Below are 21,981 nucleotides of genomic sequence, written 5' to 3'. Positions count from 1 at the left end.
TTTGGTCAGCCCTGCCTAACCGGCGTGGTGCGGTTGGTGTCCATAACCAAACCAATCGCAGCCAGACAATCCTGCTGGTTATGGTAGGACTCTCCTTGAGCAATTATTTGATGATTCGCCGCTTTCAGACGCCACCTCCACTGACCGCCTAGGAGGGATTGGCCCGCCTGCTGATAAACCTCAAAATACATGCCGTATGCTCCATATTGAAGGAAAGGAACGGCAAGCATAGGCGAGAGAAAACCTAGCGCCAGAATAGCCGCGCTATAGTTTTAAAGTGGATAGAAATACTGGGTAGAATCCAAAAAAAAAATCCCCGTAACTCATTGAATTACAGGGATTTTATATATATGGCGGAGAGATAGGGATTCGAACCCTAGGTACCGGTGAAGGTACAACGGATTTCGAATCCGTCCCATTCGGCCACTCTGGCATCTCTCCAACGGCGCGCATCATAACAGCGTGAATCAGGAAAGCAAAGCGCTGGCGCGATTTTTTTCCGTGCTATCAGATGCTTGCGTCGATTAAAGCGGTACGCCCAAACGGTTGGCGACTTCTTCGTAGGCTTCGATGACGTCACCAAGACCCTGGCGGAAGCGGTCTTTGTCCATCTTCTTCTTGGTGTCCTTGTCCCACAGGCGGCAGCCGTCCGGGCTGAATTCGTCGCCCAGGACGATGGAGCCGTCGTGGAATACGCCAAATTCGAGCTTGAAGTCCACCAGCAGCAGGCCAGCGTCGTCGAACAGCTTGCTCAGCACGTCGTTGACCTTGAGAGACAACTCCTTCATGCGTGCCAGTTGCTCAGCGGTGCCCCAGCCGAATGCCACGACGTGGGATTCGTTGATGAACGGGTCGCCCTTGGCGTCGTCCTTCAGGAACAGTTCGAAGGTATAGGGGTTGAGCTTGAGGCCCTCTTCCACGCCCAAACGTTTGACCAGGCTGCCAGCGGCGTAGTTACGCACGACGCATTCCACCGGGATCATGTCGAGCTTCTTGACCAGGCACTCGTTGTCGCCCAGCAGTTTGTCGAATTGGGTCGGAATGCCGGCCGCTTCGAGTTTCTGCATGATGAAGGCGTTGAACTTGTTGTTCACCATGCCTTTGCGATCAAGTTGTTCGATGCGCTTGCCGTCGAACGCCGAGGTGTCGTTGCGAAACAGCAGGATCAGGCGGTTGGCGTCGTCGGTCTTGTACACCGACTTGGCTTTGCCGCGGTAGAGTTCTTCACGTTTTTCCATGATGGGCTCCGCTTGCTAAATGGTGGGCTAGGCGATATGTCGCCAGTCGAGCCCTGAATCTTGATCGGCCAGTTGCAGCCAGTCCGGGTCGCACCCGAGGGTGTCGACAAAACATTGCCGGGCCAGCTGCGGCAGGTTGTTCTTGCTGCTCAGGTGGGCCAGGACCAGGTGTTGCAAGTCTTGCCAGCCCAACTCATACACCAGGTACGCCGCCTGGTGGTTGTTCAAATGTCCCAGTTCGCCACCCACCCGCTGCTTGAGAAAGTAGGGGTAATGACCGCGAGCCAACAGGTCTCGGCAGTGGTTGGACTCGATCATCAAGGCATCGAGGTTCCGGTAACCGTCCAACACCTTGGCGCAGTAGGAGCCCAGGTCGGTGAGCACGCCGAAGCGTCGCTCACCGTCACTGAATACATACTGAGTCGGTTCCTGGGCGTCGTGCGCGACGGCAATCACGTCGATGCTCAAGGCTCCGATTTGCAGTTGCTCGCCACCGGCCAGGAAACCTGCGGGTTCGATGGGTTTGCGCATCCCGCGCAAGGTACCGCGACTGAGGTACACCGGGAGATTGTAGCGCCGAGACAGTAAACCCACGCCATGCACGTGGTCGGCATGTTCGTGGGTCACCAGAATCGCGCTCAGCTGCGCGGGGTGAACCCCCAGGCGCAGCAGGCGCCGCTCGGTTTCCCGCAACGAGAAGCCACAATCCACCAGCACATACGTGTCGTCGTGGGCGACCAGCGTACCGTTCCCTTGGCTTCCGCTGCCGAGAACGGCAAAACGCACCGGATCAGCCCAGGTTGTCTTGAATCACGCCCAACACTTTGCGCGCTGTTTCAGCAGGCGCAACAGTATTGATGTTCTTCTCGACGGTGACCTGCACGCTTTCGCCCACCTTGCTCAAACGAACCTGGTAACGCTCGGCGCGGGTCTCGATCTCTTCCTTGGTCGGCTGGCTGCCGAACAACTTGCCGAAGAAGCCAGGCTCGTCATCTTTACGCTCGGCCTTTTCGGCCACGTTGATGTAGTACAGGCCCAGGCTGCGGTTGATGTCTTCTACACGCCAGGGGCCCTGCTCCAATGCGCGGCCAACACTGGCCCAGGCACGGTCAAGGTCTTCCCCCAGGTTCAGCACCACGTTACCACTGCCGTCTTCGGTGAGGCTGACGCGGCTCGGGGTGTCGTAATCACGTGCGGCGAGCAGGGAAACGGAACCGCCCTTCTCGGAGATACGGCTCATGCTGGCCAGCATCTCGTCGACCAATGCCGAGTCGACGCCGGTGTTGACCGAGCGGTTGGTGAAGTCAACGTTTGCGGTGCTGCCGGCAGGACGCTCGGCGCTGACCACATAGACTTCACTGGTATTACGCTGCACGCCTGGCTCGATGCGTACACGCACACGGGCTTCGCTGTCGGCGGCTACACCACCAGCTTGAAGGCGCTTGGCCATGGTAGCGGACAGTTCGCTGCCCTGCTGCCATGCAGTGGTGAATTCACCCGTCTGTGGGCGCTGCTCGTCGATGCGAAAGCCATTGTCCTGGAAGAACTGCACGGCCACTGGCCAGACTTCGGCAGGTGGGCGCTGAGCCACGATCCAGCGGGAGTCGCCGCTCTTCTGCAGGCTGTAGTCGCTGGCATCCGCCACGGCCGAGATCGGCTGTGGACGTGGCACTACGTACTCGCCCTTGGTGGTGTCGTCGGCGACATTGCGCGGAATCGGCAGCAACGGGTCAAGACGCTTGGCGACGTTGACGCCCGGCGGCAATTCCATCGGTTTGGTAGGTTGGGCTTCCAGGTAATCGCTACCGCGGTCACGGAAGTAGCCTTCCGGGCCCCAGATCCAACCGCAGCCACTGGTGCTGGAGATAATCAAGGCAAGTGCGGAAAGTCCGGCCAATCGCTTCATGCGTAGTGCTTCCTCAATTAAACCAGGACGCCGGACTGGCGCAGGGCCTGTCGCAGCGGTTCGTGACAGGCTTCGCTGAGACGGGTGAGCGGCAGACGGATACCGTCCGGCATCATGCCCATTTCAGTCAGCGCCCACTTCACGGGAATAGGGTTGGATTCGATAAACAGTGTCTTGTTGAGCGGCATCAGCTTCTCGTGGATCGCGCGGGCGGTCACGGCGTCGCCGGCGATGGCGGCGGCGCACATTTCACTCATGGCACGCGGGGCTACGTTGGCAGTCACGGAAATGTTGCCCTTGCCGCCCAACAGGATGAGCTCTACGGCGGTGGCGTCGTCACCGGAATACAGCAGGAAATCGCTGCTCACGCCGGCCAGGATGTCCTTGGCGCGCTGCAGGTCTCCGGTGGCTTCCTTGATACCGATGATATTCGGCACGGTGGACAGGCGGATCACGGTCTCGGCCTTCATATCGCACGCGGTGCGACCGGGCACGTTATAGAGGATCTGCGGGATGTCGACCGCTTCGGCAATGGCGCGGAAGTGCTGGTACAGGCCTTCCTGGGTCGGCTTGTTGTAGTACGGAGTTACCAGCAGGCACGCATCGGCGCCGGCTTTCTTGGCGTTGTTGGTCAACTCGATCGCTTCACGCGTCGAGTTGGCGCCCGTACCGGCGATCACGGCAATACGGCCCGCGACGCGCTTGACCACGAATTCGATGACCTGGATGTGTTCTTCCACATCAAGGGTGGCCGATTCACCGGTGGTGCCGACCGCCACGATGGCATTGGTGCCTTCTTGCAGGTGGAAGTCCACCAGTTTGCCCAGGCTGTCCCAGTCGAGATGACCCTGTGCATCCATGGGTGTGACCAGTGCCACCATACTGCCCGCAATCATGCAACCGCTCCTGCCGGAAAAAGAGAGCCGTAATGGTACTGGCGCCAAGATGCTTGCACAAGCAAAGTACCGCCTGAGGACGCGTTATGGCGCAACTAAACGACGGGCAATGCCATCATTGGGCCAAAGCCCGCCCTGAAGCCCGATGAAAACGAGTCGATCTCGCAATGAAAACACCACCTCCTATCCCTTGGCGACGGTTTTCGCTACCCTTCATCCTTTGATCGATACAGCCTGCACAGTATCGACCGCTCATCGTTTTAGGAAGGCTGCATGTCCACCCCCACAGTTCGCGAACAATTCCTTGTTATCAGTGCCCTCGGCGCCAACCCCATGGAGCTGACCAACGTCCTGTGCCGCGCCAGCCATGAAAACCGCTGCGCCGTCGTGACCTCACGACTCACCCGCCACGGCGAGTGCAGCGCGCTGGTCCTGCAGATCTCCGGCACCTGGGATGCCCTGGCGCGCCTGGAAACCGGCCTGCCGGGCCTGGCCAAGAAGCATGACTTCACCGTCAATGTGGTGCGCAGCGCTGCCCTGGAGAATCGTCCACAGGCCCTGCCTTATGTGGCGTATGTCAGTTCGGCCTATCGTTCGGACATCGTCAACGAGCTGTGCCAGTTCTTCATCGACCACAACGTCGAGCTGGAGAACCTGACCTGCGACACCTACCAGGCCCCGCAAACCGGCGGCACCATGCTGAACGCCACGTTTACCGTGACCTTGCCGGCCGGCGTGCAGATCAGTTGGCTGCGCGATCAATTCCTGGACTTCGCCGATGCCCTGAACCTCGACGCGCTGATCGAGCCATGGCGCCCACAGAACCCAATGTAAGGAAGTTTTCATGGCGGTAGTCATCGACAAACCCGTAGCCGATTTCGAAGCCCAGGCCACCAGCGGCCAGACCTTCAGCCTTGCAGCCCTCAAGGGCAGGCAAGTGGTAATCTATTTCTACCCGAAGGACAGCACACCGGGTTGCACCACCGAAGGCCAGGGTTTCCGTGACCAGTACGCAGCGTTCAAAGCGGCCAATACCGAAGTATTCGGCGTGTCGCGGGACAGCGTGAAGTCCCACGAGAACTTCAAGGGCAAGCAGGAATTCCCCTTCGAGCTGATCAGCGACAAGGATGAAGCGGTCTGCCAGCTGTTTGATGTGATCAAGTTGAAGAAGCTGTATGGCAAGGAATACCTGGGTGTGGATCGCAGCACCTTCCTGATCGACAAGGATGGCGTGTTGCGTCAGGAATGGCGTGGCGTGAAGGTGCCGGGGCATGTGGATGCTGTTCTGGCGGCGGCGCAAGCGTTGAACAAAGCCTGAATTCACCCTGTGGCGAGCAAGCTCCCTCGCCACAGGAAGCCTCACCGTTACAACAGCGGTGCGACGACAGGCTCCTGCCGTGGCCACGCATCCAGCACCGCCTTGAACAGCGTGGCCAGCGGGATTGCAAAGAACACGCCCCAGAACCCCCACAGCCCACCAAACAACAGCACCGCGCAGATGATTGCGACCGGGTGCAGGTTGACGGCCTCCGAGAACAGCAGCGGCACCAGCACGTTGCCATCCAGGGTCTGAATGATTCCGTACACTGCCATCAAATAGATGAACTGGTCGCTCCAGCCCCACTGGAACAGCGCGATCAAGGCCACCGGCACGGTCACTACCACGGCGCCGACATAGGGCACCACCACCGAAATACCCACCAGTAACGCCAGCAAAGCGGCATAGTTCAGGTCCAGTGCAATAAAGGCGATGTAGGTCACGCCCCCGCAGATAATGATCTCTATGACCTTGCCGCGAATGTAGTTGGCGATCTGCCGGTTCATTTCCTCGGCCACCCGGGTAATCAGCGCCCGTTCGCGCGGCAGGTAGCCACGCACCCAGCGGCCGATCATGGCGCGATCCTTGAGGAAGAAAAACACCAGGATCGGCACCAGCACCAGATAGATCATGATGTTGACCAGCAGCGGCAGGCTGGACAGGGAAAAAGTCAGCGCCCATTGCCCGAACTTTCCGATCTCGCCGCGCGCCGCTTCGATGGCCTGCAACACCTGCTCGTCCGACACCAGGTGCGGATAGCGTTCCGGCAACAGCAGCAACAGTGACTGCCATTTGGCGAGCATGCCGGGCAGCTCGTTGAACAGCGTGATCAGTTGATGCCAAAGCAACGGCAATACCACCACGACAAACAGCACCAGCAGGCCCATGAACAAGGCGAATACCAGCCCCACGGCGGCCGCGCCTGGCAAGCGCAGACGTTCCAGCGTTGTGACCAGTCCCTGCATCAGGTACGCCAGCACCATCCCCGCCAATACCGGCGCCAGCATGCCGCCCAAGGTGAGCACAGCCGTAAAGGCCAGAAACAGCAGGACCGCCAGCACCACGGCCTCCTCATCGGAGAAGTAGCGCTGAATCCAGTCTCGTAACACTTTGAACATCAATCAACCTCGGAGGGTGGGTGCAAACGGTTCAGGCCTTGCGCAACCAGTAACGGTATACGCCGGCGGCGTCTTCTTCATGCAACAAAGTATGGCCGGCCAGCTTGGCAAAGGTGCGGAAGTCACGCTGGGAGCCCGCGTCTGTGGCGATCACTTTGAGCACTGCGCCACTGGCCAGACGATTGAGCTCCAACTTGGCCTTGAGCAAGGGCAGCGGGCAATTGAGGCCGCTGGCATCGAGTTCGGCATCAAAGGCGACAGCGTCGGTCATGGCTTACTCCGGACAAGCATTGGGGATGCTTAGAATATCTGGTCCGAAGCTCAGTGTCCGGCTACAGTAAGCTCTTTGTCGAAAGGCCCTGTGCATGACTTTTTTGCGCCCTACCCTGCTGACGCTGGCTTGCCTGCTGGCCTCCCCAGGCTTCGCTGACGACCTGCCGTCACTCGGCGACGCCAGTTCTGCCATTGTCTCGCCACAACAGGAATACCAGTTGGGTCGCGCCTGGCTGGCCTACCTGCGGAGCCAGGTCTCGCAACTCAACGATCCACAGCTCAAGGATTACGTCGAAACCAGCGTCTACAAGCTGGTGGAGACCAGCCAGGTCAACGACCGGCGCCTGGAATTCATCCTGATAAACAGCCCGCAATTGAACGCCTTTGCTGCGCCTGGCGGGATTGTCGGGGTCAACGGCGGCCTGTTTCTCAATGCCCAGACCGAAGGAGAATACGCCTCGGTACTGGCCCACGAATTGGCGCACTTGTCCCAACGCCACTTCGCCCGTGGCGTGGAAGCGCAGCAACGCATGCAGCTCCCGATGATGGCTGCCCTGCTGGGCGGCATCATTGCCGCCGCAGCGGGCGCGGGTGATGCAGGTATTGCCGCAATCGCCGGCACCCAGGCTGCAGCGATCCAGGAGCAGCGCCGCTTCTCGCGCCAGAACGAACAAGAGGCGGACCGTATCGGCATCCTCAACCTGGAAAAAGCCGGTTACGACCCGCGCTCGATGCCAACCATGTTCGAACGCCTGATGCGCCAGTATCGGTTCGATGCCAAGCCACCGGAATTCCTGCTGACGCACCCGGTCACCGAATCACGGATCGCCGACACCCGCAACCGCGCCGAGCAAGCCAAGCCCGGCGGCAAGGAAGACAGCCTGCGCTATCAACTGATCCGCGCGCGGGTGCAGTTGCAGTACGAAGACACCTCAGGCCTGGCCGCCAAACGCTTCCAGGCACAGTTGGACGAGAACCCGAAGAACGATGTGGCGCGCTATGGCCTGGCTATTGCCCAGATCAAAGGTTCTCAGTTCAAGCAAGCGCGGGAGAATCTCACAGCATTACTGGCCAAGGCGCCGAATGACATTACCTACAATTTGGCGCTGATCCAGCTTGAGATAGACAACAACCATCTGCCTGATGCCCAGCAACGTACAGATCGAATGCTGATCCAGTACCCCGGCAACTATCCCCTGAATCAGATCCGGGTCGACCTGCTGCTCAAACAGAACCGCACCGCTGAGGCAGAGAAAGCCCTGGATGGCTTGCTCAAATCCCGCCCTGACGACCCCGACGTCTGGTATCAAGTCGCTGAGACACGCGGACTCTCCGGCAATATCATCGGCCTGCACCAAGCCCGCGCCGAATACTTTGCGTTGGTAGGTGACTTCCAGCAGGCCATCCAGCAGTTGGATTTTGCCAAGCGTCGTGCCGGCAACAACTTCCCATTGTCGTCACGCATCGATGCCCGCCAGCGAGAGCTGATCGAACAGGAACGCCTGGTCAAAGGGATGATGAGCTAAACCGCTCGCCCAAAAAAAGCCCCGCCTTCATTCAACGAAGGCGGGGCTTTTTGTTTCCAACGACTTACTCGGCGAGCTTGAACGTGATGAAGCTTGCACGCCCCTGACGCAGCACGCGCATCGATACCGTACGATTCTTTGGCAACGCCTTGGCGATGTCGGTGAATTGCTTGGTGCTGTCAATGGCCTGGTTGTTCAGGTGGGTGATGACATCACCCGGCTGCAGGCCAATAAGGGACGCAGGACCGTCCTGCACTTCCTTGATTACCACGCCACTCTTGAGGTCGAAGGTTTTCTTCTGCTCATCGGTCAGCTCGGCCACGGCAATACCCAGGCGGTTGCTGCTGCGCTCCGCTCCTGGCTTGGCGTTGCCCAGGGCATCCAGGGTTGCGCCCTCTTCAGGGATGGCACCGACCGTCAGCTCAACGGTCTGGCGCTTGCCTTCACGGATCACTTCCAGCTTGGCTTTGCTGCCAGCCTTGAGTGCGCCCACCAAGTGCGGCAGGTCGGCCGACATGACAATCGGCTGGCCGTTCATGCTCAGGATCACGTCGCCGACTTGCAGGCCGCCTTTGGCTGCCGGGCCGTCGTCCTGGATCTGCGCGACCAGCGCACCGGCCGGCTTGTCGAGGCCGAACGATTCAGCCAGGTCTTTGTTCACTTCCTGGATCACCACCCCCAACCAGCCACGACTGACCTTCCCGCCGCTTTTCAGCTGATTGGAAACGTCCATGGCCACGTCGATCGGGATAGCGAACGACACGCCCATGAAACCGCCGGAACGGGTGTATATCTGCGAGTTGATCCCCACCACTTCACCCGCCAGGTTGAACAGCGGACCACCCGAGTTACCCGGGTTGATCGGCACATCGGTCTGGATGAACGGGACGTAATTTTCGTTCGGCAGGCTGCGACCGATGGCGCTGACGATGCCTTGGGTCACGGTGTGGTCAAAACCAAACGGCGAACCGATGGCAACGACCCACTGTCCGGCTTTGAGGTCCTGGGATTTACCCAGTTTCAACACCGGCAGGTCTTTGCCTTCAATTTTCAGCAGCGCCACGTCGGAACGCGGATCGGTGCCCACCAGTTTGGCTTTCAACTCACTACGGTCAGCCAGGCGCACGAGAATTTCGTCAGCGTCTGCAATCACGTGGTTGTTGGTGAGGATGTAGCCATCCGGCGAGATGATGAAGCCCGAGCCCAGAGACTGAGCCTCACGCTGGCCACCACCGCCTCCACGGGGTGCGCGTGGCTGCGGCATGCCGCGCTCGAAGAACTCGCGCAGCATCGGCGGCAGGCCTTCCAGGTCCGGCATCTGCTGGTTGGAGACTTTGCGATCCGGCAGTTTTTGCGTGGTACTAATGTTCACCACGGCCGGCGAGGCTTGCTCAACCAATTGGGTGAAGTCAGGCAGCTCGACCGCTTGCGCGGGCACGGCCTGACCCAGCACCAACACCGTGGCGACTATGGATAGGTAAGACTTCAAACGTGGTATCGACATACAGCTCCCGTTACGACGAGCAGGGTTGAGCGACAAGGTTCAAGAAACGCCGAAAACTGCGACCGACATCTTTGTTCCGTGAACAAAACAAGGCCAGAGCCAACAAGCCCTGACCTATAAAAAACATAAGAGATTTTTGCAAGTGAAAATGCTGATCCAGACATTTCATGCTCTCGGCAGCCAACCTGGCATGCAAATACAGTGAAACGTCAGGATGAACATAGGATTAACGACTCACGGCTGGGCGGCTGGCTTTTTTTCGCCGCGCACCGACAACGCGATACGTTCTGCGGTGCCAATAGGGAGTTCGCCCACAACGGTCACCATCATTTCGCCATCCACCGTATTAAGGCGACGGGACACAGCAACCGTTGGGCCCAGCTGAGTGCGGGTTTCCGTGACGCTTGCATCGCTGATCGGTTCGAGGAATATCGAAAAGCGCGCCAGACCGTCCCCATACATAAGGCTGTCGACTGTGGCCTTGGTCTGGATGTCTTTGCGGGCGCTGGTATTTATCAATTGAAAGCCCGGCGGCAACCACTCCAAATGCCAGGCCTGGGTCGACTGCACCTCGGGGGCTTTGTCATTGGCGACAGATATAGGTGTGCATTCGCTGCTGGGTTGCAGATCGCGATCATCCGGCACGACCGATGTATTGAGTCGCGTGAACTGGAAGCGCTCCAGCAACTGCCCTTGGTCGTTGAGCAAAAGGGATTTGAGCGGCAGCGCCGTTTCACGATCCAGATGCAGTTCAAAACCGTAGCGGTACTGGTCACGCGGCGTGATCGAGACGATCACCGCATTACGCCCGGCCACGCGAGATTTGCCGATGACGGCCAGTTCATAGAATTGATTGAGTTTTTGCGGATCAAGCGCACGGGACGGTGCATCACGCGAGTTGCCGAGGCCTGCGACAAGGGTGCCGCTGACACATTGGGCCCGGCCATCCAACCGCACGACTTCCTGGGCAGAACCATCGAGCTGCAAGAGCCGCTCACGGACCTGACCATTCCGGGCACGATGCCAGATGTCATGGGTAGAGAAACTGCCGTTACGTTCGTAGACAAACGTACCTTGAAAGCTTTGCTGCTGCTCTGCACGCCCAAGTCGAGTCAGCCAGTCTTGGGCTTCATCGGCATGGGCGGGGAGTGCAAACCAACCACTGAGCAAAAGCGTAAGGAGCGGTATGGCTCGCATAGAGCTCCTTACGGATTAGCGGTTTTCCAGACTGGCCGCGCGAGCGTATGGCAAAGCGGTTTCAGTGCCTTTCAGAGCAGATTCCTGTGCATGCTGGCGCAGGTAGCCCGGAAGACGCTGGTCCTGCCAGCCGGATTGCCCCTGCAGTACACCATTGGCCATCGGACCGGTGGTATCAGAGCTTTCCTTGTAGCCGGCCAGTACCGCTGGGCCTTTGACTTGAGGTCCAGCCATCACCGGCTGCTGAGTCTGCTGGGCCAGTTCGGCACCGGCGATTTCATCCTGGTTGTACAGGCGAACACCGGCCAACACGGCAACAGTCACCGAGGCAGCCACTGCCAGGCGACCCAGGCTACGCCATGGACCACGAGCAGCTTTTGCCGGAACGGCTTCATCAGCCAGCGCGGCAGAAACGGCCGCAGCAATATCCAGACGAGGGATTAGAAGATCCTTGTGCATCACCGCCCGAGCGACTTGGTAACGAGACCAGGTATCACGGGTTTCGGCGTCATCAAATGCGTTGAGCACTCGACGAAGTTCCAGTTCATCCGCTTCGTTATCCATCACTGCGGACAGCGATTCCTGCAGGGCATCACGACTCATGGCGGTTCCTCTCTTGGCTGTCGCCGCTGTCTTTAGTTCTCTTGCAACAACGGTTGCAAGGCTTTATCGATGGCTTCCCGGGCCCGGAAAATCCGTGACCTTACAGTCCCCACCGGACACTGCATGACGCTCGCAATGTCTTCGTAACTCAGACCATCGAATTCACGTAAAGTTAACGCCGTACGCAAATCTTCTGGCAGTTGCTGAATTGTGCGATGGACGGTGCCTTCGATCTCGTCGCGCAGCAATGCACGCTCCGGCGACTCGAGATCCTTGAGGCCGTGATCACCATCGTAAAATTCTGCATCTTCTGAACTTACATCGCTATCCGGTGGGCGGCGTCCGCGAGACACCAGATAGTTCTTCGCCGTGTTAATGGCGATTCGGTATAGCCACGTGTAAAACGCACTGTCACCGCGAAAGTTACCAAGTGCACGGTAAGCCTTGATAAAGGCTTCCTGTGCAACGTCCTGCGCTTCATGGGTGTCGTGCACAAACCGCACGATCAACCCGAGAATTTTGTGCTGGTATTTCAGCACTAGCAGATCAAAAGCTCGCTTATCGCCGCGTTGAACGCGCTCGACCAGCTGCTGATCCTCTTCCTGGGTTAGCATGAACACTCCTCGTTGTACTGAAAGGAGGCTTGCATAACTAAACGATCAGGCTTGCAAACATAGACTCGGTCTTTTCGCAAAAGTTCTCCCCCTTCAAGCAAGTTTCCGGCACGCACTGATTTGGCACACACGAAAAACGCAGTACGGGCATGGCCGACTGCGCGAATAATCTTGTCGTCGGTTTTCTGACGCGTCCAATGCTCCCGACGGGCCAATAAACTCAACGTTTTCCCAGCTTTCGGGCAACCTGCTATTGAGTCGGGGCTTATGCAAAAAGTTCCCATCTCAATAACCTGGCGATTTTACCCCAGCTGTGCACCGTAATCTCACATTGCCACGAATGCCCGGCTATTGTGCCGTTCCACCCCTCTATATACTAGTGGCCCGTGTGACCCTTTGATTCGCCGATCCAGGCGTCCTGTTTGCGCCACCTCTTCGGATCGCTTTTTGCGGAATCCCTCAAATGAGCCAACAGTTTCAACACGATGTCCTGGTGATCGGCAGCGGCGCGGCAGGTTTGAGCCTTGCGCTGACCCTCCCCAGCCACCTGCGCATTGCGGTACTGAGCAAGGGCGACCTGGCCAACGGCTCGACATTCTGGGCCCAGGGCGGTGTCGCCGCCGTGCTGGACGACGCCGACACGGTGCAATCCCACGTCGAAGACACCCTCAACGCCGGTGGTGGCCTGTGCAATGAAGAGGCGGTGCGCTTCACCGTCGAGCACAGCCGCGAAGCCATCCAATGGCTGATCGATCAAGGCGTGCCCTTTACCCGCGACGACCACGCCGGCAGCGACGACGGCGGTTTTGAATTTCACCTGACCCGCGAAGGCGGCCACAGCCACCGCCGCATCATCCACGCCGCAGACGCCACCGGCGCCGCCATCTTCAGGACCCTGCTCGACCAAGCACGCCAGCGCCCCAATATCGAATTACTGGAACAGCGCGTCGCCGTCGACCTGATCACCGAAAAACGCCTGGGCCTGGACGGCGAGCGCTGCCTCGGCGCTTATGTGCTCAACCGCGCCAGCGGCGAAGTCGACACCTACGGCGCGCGCTTCACTATTCTCGCTTCCGGCGGCGCGGCCAAGGTCTACCTCTATACCAGCAACCCCGACGGCGCCTGTGGCGACGGCATCGCCATGGCCTGGCGCTCGGGCTGCCGGGTGGCGAACCTGGAGTTCAACCAGTTCCACCCTACTTGCCTGTATCACCCGCAAGCCAAGAGTTTCCTGATCACCGAAGCCCTGCGTGGTGAAGGCGCCCATCTGAAACTGCCCAACGGCGAACGCTTCATGCAACGCTTCGACCCGCGCGCCGAACTGGCCCCGCGCGATATCGTCGCCCGCGCCATAGACCATGAAATGAAACGCCTGGGCATCGACTGTGTCTACCTGGACATCAGCCACAAGCCCGAAGCTTTCATCAAGACCCATTTCCCGACCGTCTATGAGCGCTGCCTGGCGTTCAACATCGACATCACCAAAGGCCCGATTCCCGTGGTGCCGGCTGCGCACTACACCTGCGGCGGCGTGATGGTCGACAGGCACGGCCGCACCGATGTACCGGGCCTGTATGCCATTGGCGAGACCAGTTTCACCGGCCTGCACGGCGCCAACCGCATGGCCAGCAATTCGTTACTCGAATGCTTCGTCTATGCGCGCTCGGCGGCGACGGACATTCTCGAACAATTGTCACGCATCCCGGTGCCGGCCGCCCTGCCCCGCTGGGACGCCAGCCAAGTGACCGATTCGGATGAAGACGTGATCATTGCCCACAACTGGGACGAGCTGCGCCGTTTCATGTGGGACTATGTGGGGATCGTGCGCACTAATAAACGCCTGCAGCGCGCACAGCATCGGGTGCGCTTGCTACTGGATGAGATCGACGAGTTCTACAGTAACTATAAGGTCAGCCGCGATCTGATCGAACTGCGCAACCTGGCCCAGGTTGCCGAACTGATGATTCGTTCAGCCATGGAGCGCAAGGAAAGTCGCGGCCTGCATTACACCCTCGACTACCCGCAGATGCTGCCCGAGGCGCGCGACACTATCCTGGCGCCAACCACCTACGGCGGCTGAACTTCAGGCGCACCCGCAGGCGCCGATGCACATCGGCTGCCTGCGCATCCGTCGGCACACAGATCGAACGTACCCACCACGTCCCCGGCACCCGATAGCGCAGCACCACGATCAGCGGCAGCGCAAGGCTGTCGGGACGCAGCTGCACACTGTGCCAACCCCGCTCAGCACTGTACAACTGCCAGCCATCCGCATCGCGACGCAGGCCACGAATCGACGAACGGTGAGTCAGCAAGATATGGCGCGGTAAAACCCAGGCGGCATGCGCCAGGCACAACAACATGCCGAGGCTCGAACCAGACAGATCAAGAAACAAAAGCGCACCCAGCGCGAACACCTGGGCAAGCAGATACGCCGCCAGCAACAGCCGTGAGGCCCGCCAGCGGCATTCGAATGAAGGGCTACTTGGGTTGGACACGATCCAGAATCATCCGGACCATGCGCTGCAACTCCGGATCTTCTGACTCCGCGCGCTCCATGAACCAGCCGAACATGTCCTGGTCTTCGCAGGTCAGCAGTCTGACGTAGAGGTCGCGGTCCACCTGATCGAGCGTTGCGTAGACCTCTTTGGTGAAAGGTACCAGCAACACATCCAACTCCAGCATGCCACGACGGCTGTGCCAGTAGAGGCGATTGATTTCTACATCTTCGACCATGGAGCACTCCTCAAATAGGCGACAAGTATACAGGCCCGACGGCACCGGAACAGTCGGCTTTGGTCGCCCCATACGGAAACTATCCATTTGCCGGGCGCCCCTCTATGATGCACCTATGACTTTTTGACCTGCGATGACCCATGGCTGACTCTGCTTTCTTCTGCCCCCTGTCCCACGAAGGCGTTCTTGCCGTCCGCGGCGCCGACGCGGCCAAATTCCTTCAAGGCCAACTCACCTGCAACCTCAATTACCTGAGCGACACCCAGGCCAGCCTCGGTGCGCGCTGCACGCAAAAAGGGCGCATGCAATCGAGCTTTCGCATTCTGCTGCAAAGTGACGGCGTGTTGCTGGCTATGGCCATCGAGCTGCTGGAGCCGCAACTGGCAGACCTGAAAAAATACGCTGTGTTCTCCAAATCCAAACTCGCCGATGAAAGCGCCGCCTGGGTTCGTTTCGGCCTGGCAAATGCCGACAAGGCGCTGTCCGGCCTTGGCCTGGAGCTGCCAGCCGAGACTGACAGCGTCGTCCGCGACGGTGCCTTGATCGCCGTGCGCGTGTCCCCTGGCCGTGCCGAACTCTGGGTGCCCGCCGAGCGGGCCGACGCTGTGCGCAGCCAACTGGCTGGACAGCTACAACAAGCCGACTTGAATGAATGGCTGCTGGGTCAAATCCGCGCAGGCATCGGTCAGGTCATGCCACAGACCCGCGAACTGTTCATCCCGCAGATGCTCAACCTGCAGGCCGTGGGCGGCGTGAGTTTCAAGAAAGGTTGCTACACCGGCCAGGAAATCGTCGCGCGCATGCAGTACCTGGGCAAACTGAAACGTCGGTTGTACCACTTGAGCCTTGATGGGCTTGAAATGCCCGAGCCAGGCACACCGCTGTTTTCCCCCAGCCATAACAGTTCAATCGGCGAAGTGGTGATTGCGGCAAAAGCTGATCGTAGCGTTGAACTTCTGGCCGTATTGCAAGCCGAAGCTGCCGATAGTGGCGATGTGCATGTAGGCACGTTGGAAGGCCCCGGTTTGCACTTGCTTGACCTGCCTTACACGCTCGATCGTGATCGAGAGATCCAGCGCTGATCGCCGTACCTTTTTGCAACACCCTAGAGAGCATGAATGAACAAGCTGGCGGAAAAAGTCCAACAGGCTTTAGTGAGGGCCATCGATAACGATGACCTGGTTCTGCCGACATTGCCGGAAGTGGCCCTGAACATTCGTCAGGCCGCTGAGGATCCGGAAATCAGCATCAGCCACTTGAGCAAGGTGATCGGTCGCGATACCGCGCTGTCGGCGCGCCTGATCAAAGTGGTCAACAGCCCGTTGTTGCGCGCCACCCAGGAAGTCACCGACCTGCACACCGCCATCACCCGGCTGGGCACCAACTACAGCAGCAACTTGGCGATCGGCTTGGTGATGGAACAGATCTTCCATGCCCGCTCCGATGTGGTCGAACAAAAGATGCGTGAGGTATGGCGTCGCAGCCTGGAAGTGGCGGGCGTGAGTTACGCCTTGTGTCGCAGCCACAGCCAGCTCAAGCCAGACCAGGCGGCCCTCGGCGGCCTGGTGCACCAGATCGGCGTATTGCCGATCCTGACGTACGCAGAAGATCACTACGAGCTGCTCGCGGATCCGGTCAGCCTCAACCACGTGATCGAAAGCATCCATCCACTACTGGGTGACAAACTGCTGAGTGGCTGGGACTTTCCGGAAATGCTGGCCAAACTGCCCGGTCAATACCTGGACCTGGAGCGCGATTCGGCGAGCCTCGACTACATCGATCTGGTGCAGGTCGCCGTGCTGTATTGTCATCGCGGCACCGATCACCCTCTGGCGAGCGTTCCAGTCTCCACCTTGCCGGCGATCAAGAAACTGCGGGTCGACCCCTACAGCGACGTACTGCGTGCCGAGCTGGATGAAGCGCGCTCGATGTTCTACTGATCACCCGCGATAAAACTCACCCGCACCTTCAGTCCAGCCTGTTCGCCATCGTGCAGGCTGATCTGCGCCAGGTGTGCCCGGCAGATTTCACCGACAATTGCCAACCCCAGCCCCGAACCCATGCCCTGCTGACTGCGGCGGTAGAAACGTTCGAACACCCGGTCTCGTTCGTCCTGCGGGATGCCTGGACCATCATCTTCCACTTCCAGCACCGCCGGCGCGGTCACCCGCAGGATCACATTGCCCCCCGGTGGCGTGTGGGCCAGGGCATTGTCCACCAGGTTGCTCAGCAACTCATTCAACAGGGTTGGCTCACCACGCAACCACACCGGCTCGTCGGCTTCCAGCGCCAGCGCTACGCCGCGTGCGTGGGCCAGTGGCGCCATCGCCATGCCCAGCTCCCGGGCCAACTGGCTGAGGTCAAGTAACTGCGCGCCACCCTCGGCAATGGCACGGGCACCGTTTTCGATACGTGCCAGTGATAACAGTTGATTAGCCAGATGAGTCAGGCGGTCAGTCCCCTGGGCCGCCGTTTCCAGAGTGCTGCGCCAGGTTGCGGGATCCTCGGCGCGCAAACCCAGTTCCAATCGTGCCTTGAGCGCTGCCAGTGGCGTGCGCAATTCATGGGCTGCATCGGCAATAAACTGCGCCTGCCGTTCGAACTGGCCGCGCAGGCGTTCGGTGAAGTGGTTGAGGGAGCGCACCAGCGGCCCGAACTCATGCTGCACTTCTACCAAAGGCAGCGGGCGCAAGTCGTCAGGCTGACGCTCTTCAACAGCCGTGCGCAGACGCTCCAGCGGCCGCAATGCCGCACTCACGGCAAACCAAACCAGCAACAACGCACCGATGGCGAGCATCCCTAAACGCAGCAAGGTGTCGGCCATCAAGCTGCGCGCCATGCTCACACGCGCTTCATCGGTTTCGGCCACGCGGATTTCCGCCATACCGTTCATGTTCGGTTCGGAAACGGCCTTGAGCAAACTCACCACACGCACTTCCTGACCCTGATACACGGCGTCATAGAAGCGCGCCAGTGCCGGATAGTCATCGGTACGCGGCGTGCCTGGCGGTGGGCCGGGCAGGTTTTCGTAGCCAGAGATCAACTTCTGATCGATGTCATTGACCTGGTAATAAATACGCCCGGCACTGTCGTAGGCGAAGGTATCAAGGGCAACGTAGGGCACGTTGGCGCTCAAGGTGCCGTCCACCTGGGTCAAGCCGGCGGCGATAGTACGCGCCGAGGCCAGCAGCGTGCGGTCGTAGGCGGTGTCGGCGGCCTCGCGCCCATTCCAGTAGGCGCTCATGCCGCTGGCCAACATCAATAACACCAGCAACAACGCCAGGTTCCACAGCAGGCGCCAGCGCAGACTGCTGGGCTTATGCATCACGGGCTTCCAGCAAGTAGCCGAGGCCACGGAACGTCACGATGGCGATGGGCTGGCCATCGAGCTTTTTGCGCAGGCGGTGCACGTAGATTTCAATAGCGTCCGGGCTGGCCTCTTCGTCCAGGCCGAATACCTGGGAGGCCAACTGTTCCTTACTCATGACCCGACCTGGCCGGGCGATCAGCGCTTCCAGCACCGCTTGTTCACGGGAGGTGAGCGTCATCAGCTCGCCGCCCACGGTGAAACGTCGGGTGTCGAGGTCATAGACCAACACGCCACAGGCCTGCTGACGCTCACCGCCCAGCACGCTACGTCGTAGCAAGGCCTTGACCCGCGCTTCCAGCTCCGTCAACTCGAAAGGTTTGGCGAGATAGTCATCAGCCCCCAGATTCAGGCCGTGCACGCGGTCCTTCACATCACTGCGCGCCGTTAGCATCAGCACCGGCAAGTTTTTCCCACGGGCGCGTAAACGTGCGAGCACCTCAAAACCATCCATGCGGGGCAGCCCCACATCGAGGATCGCCGCCGCATATTCCTCGCTGCCGAGGGCCAGGTCCGCCGCCACGCCATCGTGCAGCACGTCGACGGTCAAACCCGTGCTCTTGAGCGCTTGCGCGACACTTTCGGCGAGTTGCAGATGGTCTTCAACCAGCAGGACACGCATGGATTTCTACCTCATTCAGGGGTGGTCGGCGCCACGCTTTGCCGGGCAGTTTACAGGCGCCGCCTGCCCTGTGAAGCCCGAAAACATTGAAAGGCGACTGAAAGGTTAGTGAAAGCTTCGCCCTTTAGCATCCAGCTACGGTGGTCTATGACCGCCGAGCGGCCTCAGTGTCGCGCGCGAAAAACGCCTTGAAGCGTTTTCGACAAAATAAGAACAATAACGGAGTACACAACGATGCTGTCGACACAGCCACAGGCCCTCTCGCCTGTTCGTTTTTCTCGTCTGACCCGGACCGCCCTCGCCAGTGCCGCTACCCTTGCCGGCTTTTCGCCGCTTAGCCAGGCTGCCTTCTTCGAAGACAGTAGCGCGACTCTGGAAACCCGCAACATGTACTTCAACCGCGACTTCCGCGATGGCACCAGTGCCCAGCAATCCAAGCGCGACGAGTGGGCCCAAGGCTTCATGCTCAACCTGCAATCGGGCTACACCGACGGCACCGTCGGCTTTGGCGTGGATGCGCTGGGCATGCTCGGGGTCAAGCTCGACTCCAGCCCCGACCGCACCGGCACCGGCCTGCTGCCCACCCATGACGACGGCCGCGCCGCCGACGAGTACTCCAAGCTGGGCCTGACCGGCAAAGTAAAGATCTCGGCCACTGAGTTGAAAATCGGCTCACTGATCCCCGAATTGCCGATCCTCAAGCCCAATGACGGCCGCATCCTGCCGCAGACCTTCAACGGCGGCCTGATCACCTCCAAGGAATTCAAGAACCTGGTGTTCACCGGGGGCCGTCTGGACAAAGCCAAGGACCGCGACGACAGCAATTACGAAGACATCGCCCTCAACAACAAGAACAGCCGTTTCGTCAGCGGCGCCACCGGCAGGCACTTCAACTTCGGTGGCGCCGACTACAAGTTCGCCGACAAGATCACCGGCAGCTACCACTTCGCCCAACTCGATGACGTATACCGCCAACATTTCCTCGGTCTGGTGGCCGCGCGCCCGATGGGCCCCGGCACCTTCGCCACCGACCTGCGCCTGGCCATCAGTGATGACGCAGGCGCAGCCCGTGGCGGCAAGATCGACAACACCTCCCTCAACGGCCTGTTCAGCTATGCCCTCAATGGCCACAAGCTCAGCGCCGGTTACCAGCACATGTCCGGCGACAGTGCTTTCCCGTATGTGGATGGCAGCGACCCGTACCTGGTCAACTTCGTGCAGATCAACGACTTTGCCGGTGCCGAGGAGCGTTCCTGGCAAGCGCGCTATGACTACGACTTCGCCAAGCTGGGCATTCCCGGCCTGAGTTTCATGAGCCGTTACCTGTCGGGTGACAACATCAAGCTCAAGAACGGCGAGACTGGCAAGGAGTGGGAGCGCAACACCGAGATCAAGTACGTGGTGCAGACCGGCACCTTCAAAGATGTGGCCGTGCGCCTGCGCAACGCCACCTACCGTTCCAACTATTCAGCCCGTGATGCGGATGAAATGCGCCTGCTGGTCAGCTACAGCATCGCGCTCTGGTAGTAGTCACCCATAACAACAAAGACGGAGATCACCATGACCCTTTCACTGCGTAAATTGGCTCTCACCGCCGGCTGCATGCTGTTCGCCGGCCAACTGCTGGCCGCCGACGAACCCAAGCGCCCGGAATGCATCGCCCCGGCTTCGCCTGGCGGTGGTTTTGACCTGACCTGCAAACTGGCGCAGAGCGCGCTGGTCAACGAGAAGCTGCTGAGCAAGCCGATGCGCGTGACCTACATGCCCGGTGGCGTGGGCGCGGTGGCCTACAACGCCGTGGTCGCCCAGCGTCCTGCCGATGCCGGCACGCTGGTGGCCTGGTCCAGCGGTTCGCTGTTGAACCTGGCCCAGGGCAAGTTCGGTCGCTTCGATGAAAGCGCCGTGCGTTGGCTGGCAGCGGTCGGCACCAGCTACGGTGCCATCGCGGTGAAAGCCGACTCGCCCTACAAGACCCTCGACGATCTGGTCAAAGCCCTGAAGAAAGATCCGGGCAGCGTGGTAATTGGTTCCGGCGGCACCGTCGGCAGCCAGGACTGGATGCAAACCGCCCTGATCGCCAAGGCCGCCGGGATCAACCCGCGTGAACTGCGTTACGTGGCCCTTGAAGGCGGCGGCGAAATCGCCACCGCCCTGCTCGGCGGCCATATCCAGGTGGGCAGTACCGACATCTCCGACTCCATGCCGCACATCCTCAGCGGCGACATGCGCCTGCTGGCGGTGTTCTCCGAACAGCGCCTGGATGAGCCGGAAATGAAGGACATTCCGACCGCCAAAGAGCAAGGCTACGACATCGTCTGGCCAGTGGTGCGTGGCTTCTACCTCGGGCCAAAAGTCAGCGATGCCGACTATGCCTGGTGGAAAGAGGCGTTCGACAAACTGCTGGCCTCCGACGAGTTCGCCAAGCTGCGTGACCAGCGCGAGCTGTTCCCGTTCGCCATGACCGGCCCGGAGCTCGACACCTATGTGAAGAAACAGGTGGCTGACTACAAAGTGCTGGCCAAAGAGTTCGGCCTGATCCAGTAATCGTCCCCTGTCGCGCGGCCGCGCCCTTTTGAACGAGGGGCGTGGCCCAGGAGTTCTACATGCTCTTACAACGCATTTTTGCCGCCGTGCTGCTGTTGGCCTGTGCCGGCTTGGCACTGATGGCCTGGCCGTATCAGGCGTCGTTTTCCTACGAGCCGGTGGGGCCTCGCGCCTACCCGCTGCTGATGCTCGGGCTGATGAGCCTGGCACTGATCTACATGCTGTTCCGCCCACAGCCGACCAAGCACACCCAGGAAGAACCCGCGCTGGACCGCGAAACCCTGATCAAGATTGGCGTGTGCGTCGGCCTGTTGATCGTCTTCGCCGGCACCTTTGAACCCCTGGGTTTCATCCTCAGCAGCATGCTGATCGGCATCCCGATGGCGCGCTTGTACGGTGGTCGCTGGTTGCCGAGCGTGGTGATCGTCACGTTGATGGCCATCGGCTTGTACCTGCTATTCGACAAAGCCATGGATGTACCGCTGCCCCTCGGCCTGCTCGACGTTCTGGAGAACTGAC

General features: G+C 59.8%; 24 protein-coding genes and 1 tRNA gene. 9 read left to right on the top strand and 16 right to left on the bottom strand.

Features of this window, described 5'->3' with window-relative positions; translation table 11 throughout:
- Nucleotides 1–5 precede the first annotated feature (5 nt).
- The 6 genes from LVW35_RS07130 to dapA form a co-directional block, all read right to left on the bottom strand.
- The gene (locus LVW35_RS07130) at nt 6–191 is read right to left on the bottom strand and encodes a YegP family protein (RefSeq protein WP_233894460.1); all 186 of its coding nucleotides are present in this window, start codon (nt 189–191) and stop codon (nt 6–8) included.
- A 160-nt stretch (nt 192–351) separates the two neighbouring features.
- Nucleotides 352–441: transfer RNA gene (locus tag LVW35_RS07125), tRNA-Ser, on the bottom strand.
- A gap of 83 nt (nt 442–524) precedes the next feature.
- On the bottom strand, nt 525–1,238 hold the full coding sequence (purC, locus tag LVW35_RS07120; protein ID WP_010212191.1) for a phosphoribosylaminoimidazolesuccinocarboxamide synthase: 714 nt from the start codon (nt 1,236–1,238) through the stop codon (nt 525–527).
- Between the two features lie 27 nt (nt 1,239–1,265).
- Nucleotides 1,266–2,024 carry an MBL fold metallo-hydrolase gene (locus tag LVW35_RS07115; protein ID WP_233894459.1) on the bottom strand — a complete coding sequence of 253 codons (759 nt, stop codon included), beginning with the start codon at nt 2,022–2,024 and terminating at the stop codon, nt 1,266–1,268.
- A gap of 4 nt (nt 2,025–2,028) precedes the next feature.
- Entirely contained in the window at nt 2,029–3,144 is a 1,116-nt protein-coding gene (bamC, locus tag LVW35_RS07110) for an outer membrane protein assembly factor BamC (protein WP_233894458.1), read from the bottom strand.
- Between the two features lie 17 nt (nt 3,145–3,161).
- Nucleotides 3,162–4,040 (bottom strand): 4-hydroxy-tetrahydrodipicolinate synthase, encoded by an 879-nt coding sequence (gene dapA / locus LVW35_RS07105; protein WP_233894457.1) that lies wholly within the window; start codon nt 4,038–4,040, stop codon nt 3,162–3,164.
- 273 nt (nt 4,041–4,313) lie between these two features.
- On the opposite strand from dapA, the gene LVW35_RS07100 reads away from it, so the two are divergent.
- Together LVW35_RS07100 and LVW35_RS07095 are read left to right on the top strand one after the other, a co-directional pair.
- The gene (locus tag LVW35_RS07100; protein ID WP_003172487.1) at nt 4,314–4,874 is read left to right on the top strand and encodes a glycine cleavage system protein R; all 561 of its coding nucleotides are present in this window, start codon (nt 4,314–4,316) and stop codon (nt 4,872–4,874) included.
- A 10-nt stretch (nt 4,875–4,884) separates the two neighbouring features.
- Complete coding sequence (locus tag LVW35_RS07095) at nt 4,885–5,358, top strand: peroxiredoxin (protein WP_071488941.1); 474 nt, start codon at nt 4,885–4,887, stop codon at nt 5,356–5,358.
- A 47-nt stretch (nt 5,359–5,405) separates the two neighbouring features.
- Here LVW35_RS07095 and LVW35_RS07090 read toward each other — a convergent pair whose 3' ends face one another.
- Nucleotides 5,406–6,476: an AI-2E family transporter gene (locus LVW35_RS07090; RefSeq protein WP_233894455.1), complete on the bottom strand. Its 1,071-nt coding sequence runs from the start codon at nt 6,474–6,476 to the stop codon at nt 5,406–5,408.
- A gap of 31 nt (nt 6,477–6,507) precedes the next feature.
- Complete coding sequence (locus LVW35_RS07085; protein WP_010212198.1) at nt 6,508–6,747, bottom strand: sulfurtransferase TusA family protein; 240 nt, start codon at nt 6,745–6,747, stop codon at nt 6,508–6,510.
- A 94-nt stretch (nt 6,748–6,841) separates the two neighbouring features.
- Here LVW35_RS07085 and LVW35_RS07080 point away from each other — a divergent pair, with 94 nt between their 5' ends.
- Nucleotides 6,842–8,275, top strand: a complete 1,434-nt coding sequence (locus tag LVW35_RS07080; protein ID WP_233894454.1) for a M48 family metalloprotease — start codon at nt 6,842–6,844, stop codon at nt 8,273–8,275.
- Nucleotides 8,276–8,339: 64 nt separating this feature from the next.
- Here LVW35_RS07080 and LVW35_RS07075 read toward each other — a convergent pair whose 3' ends face one another.
- The 4 genes from LVW35_RS07075 to rpoE all read right to left on the bottom strand — a co-directional run bounded on the left by LVW35_RS07075 (nt 8,340) and on the right by rpoE (nt 12,193).
- A complete protein-coding gene (locus LVW35_RS07075) occupies nt 8,340–9,779 on the bottom strand; it encodes a DegQ family serine endoprotease (protein WP_233894452.1) in 1,440 nt (479 codons plus the stop codon).
- A gap of 234 nt (nt 9,780–10,013) precedes the next feature.
- Nucleotides 10,014–10,976 carry a MucB/RseB C-terminal domain-containing protein gene (locus tag LVW35_RS07070; protein WP_233894450.1) on the bottom strand — a complete coding sequence of 321 codons (963 nt, stop codon included), beginning with the start codon at nt 10,974–10,976 and terminating at the stop codon, nt 10,014–10,016.
- A 15-nt stretch (nt 10,977–10,991) separates the two neighbouring features.
- A complete protein-coding gene (locus LVW35_RS07065; RefSeq protein ID WP_016975168.1) occupies nt 10,992–11,579 on the bottom strand; it encodes a sigma-E factor negative regulatory protein in 588 nt (195 codons plus the stop codon).
- A gap of 32 nt (nt 11,580–11,611) precedes the next feature.
- Complete coding sequence (rpoE, locus tag LVW35_RS07060) at nt 11,612–12,193, bottom strand: RNA polymerase sigma factor RpoE (RefSeq protein ID WP_003172477.1); 582 nt, start codon at nt 12,191–12,193, stop codon at nt 11,612–11,614.
- 463 nt (nt 12,194–12,656) lie between these two features.
- Here rpoE and nadB point away from each other — a divergent pair, with 463 nt between their 5' ends.
- Nucleotides 12,657–14,273 (top strand): L-aspartate oxidase, encoded by a 1,617-nt coding sequence (gene nadB, locus LVW35_RS07055; RefSeq protein ID WP_233894448.1) that lies wholly within the window; start codon nt 12,657–12,659, stop codon nt 14,271–14,273.
- Here nadB and LVW35_RS07050 read toward each other — a convergent pair.
- Nucleotides 14,242–14,691 carry a hypothetical protein gene (locus LVW35_RS07050; RefSeq protein WP_233894446.1) on the bottom strand — a complete coding sequence of 150 codons (450 nt, stop codon included), beginning with the start codon at nt 14,689–14,691 and terminating at the stop codon, nt 14,242–14,244. The genes nadB and LVW35_RS07050 overlap by 32 nt on opposite strands.
- Nucleotides 14,675–14,929: an FAD assembly factor SdhE gene (locus LVW35_RS07045; protein WP_032877270.1), complete on the bottom strand. Its 255-nt coding sequence runs from the start codon at nt 14,927–14,929 to the stop codon at nt 14,675–14,677. Before LVW35_RS07045 ends, LVW35_RS07050 begins: the two co-directional genes overlap by 17 nt.
- 140 nt (nt 14,930–15,069) lie before the next feature.
- Between LVW35_RS07045 and ygfZ the strand changes: the two genes are divergently transcribed.
- Together ygfZ and LVW35_RS07035 are read left to right on the top strand one after the other, a co-directional pair.
- Complete coding sequence (gene ygfZ / locus LVW35_RS07040) at nt 15,070–16,011, top strand: CAF17-like 4Fe-4S cluster assembly/insertion protein YgfZ (protein ID WP_233894445.1); 942 nt, start codon at nt 15,070–15,072, stop codon at nt 16,009–16,011.
- Nucleotides 16,012–16,047: 36 nt separating this feature from the next.
- Entirely contained in the window at nt 16,048–16,869 is an 822-nt protein-coding gene (locus LVW35_RS07035) for an HDOD domain-containing protein (protein ID WP_233894444.1), read from the top strand.
- Here the strand turns inward: LVW35_RS07035 and LVW35_RS07030 are convergent.
- On the bottom strand, nt 16,863–18,254 hold the full coding sequence (locus LVW35_RS07030; RefSeq protein ID WP_233894443.1) for a sensor histidine kinase: 1,392 nt from the start codon (nt 18,252–18,254) through the stop codon (nt 16,863–16,865). The two genes, LVW35_RS07035 and LVW35_RS07030, sit on opposite strands and share 7 nt — an antisense overlap.
- Nucleotides 18,247–18,918: a response regulator gene (locus LVW35_RS07025; RefSeq protein ID WP_233894442.1), complete on the bottom strand. Its 672-nt coding sequence runs from the start codon at nt 18,916–18,918 to the stop codon at nt 18,247–18,249. The genes LVW35_RS07030 and LVW35_RS07025 overlap by 8 nt, the downstream gene beginning before the upstream one ends.
- Before the next feature lie 234 nt (nt 18,919–19,152).
- Between LVW35_RS07025 and LVW35_RS07020 the strand changes: the two genes are divergently transcribed.
- The 3 genes from LVW35_RS07020 to LVW35_RS07010 are packed head-to-tail and all read left to right on the top strand — an operon-like array spanning nt 19,153 to nt 21,980.
- On the top strand, nt 19,153–20,445 hold the full coding sequence (locus LVW35_RS07020) for an OprD family porin (RefSeq protein ID WP_233894441.1): 1,293 nt from the start codon (nt 19,153–19,155) through the stop codon (nt 20,443–20,445).
- Between the two features lie 27 nt (nt 20,446–20,472).
- A complete protein-coding gene (locus tag LVW35_RS07015) occupies nt 20,473–21,462 on the top strand; it encodes a Bug family tripartite tricarboxylate transporter substrate binding protein (protein ID WP_233896422.1) in 990 nt (329 codons plus the stop codon).
- Nucleotides 21,463–21,521: 59 nt separating this feature from the next.
- Nucleotides 21,522–21,980: a tripartite tricarboxylate transporter TctB family protein gene (locus tag LVW35_RS07010; RefSeq protein WP_233894440.1), complete on the top strand. Its 459-nt coding sequence runs from the start codon at nt 21,522–21,524 to the stop codon at nt 21,978–21,980.
- Nucleotide 21,981: the final 1 nt, after the last annotated feature.

The sequence above is a fragment of the Pseudomonas sp. HN11 genome (genome assembly GCF_021390155.1).
In the GTDB taxonomy this organism is placed as follows: Bacteria; Pseudomonadota; Gammaproteobacteria; order Pseudomonadales; family Pseudomonadaceae; genus Aquipseudomonas.
This window is presented reverse-complemented; position numbering and strand designations above follow the sequence as displayed.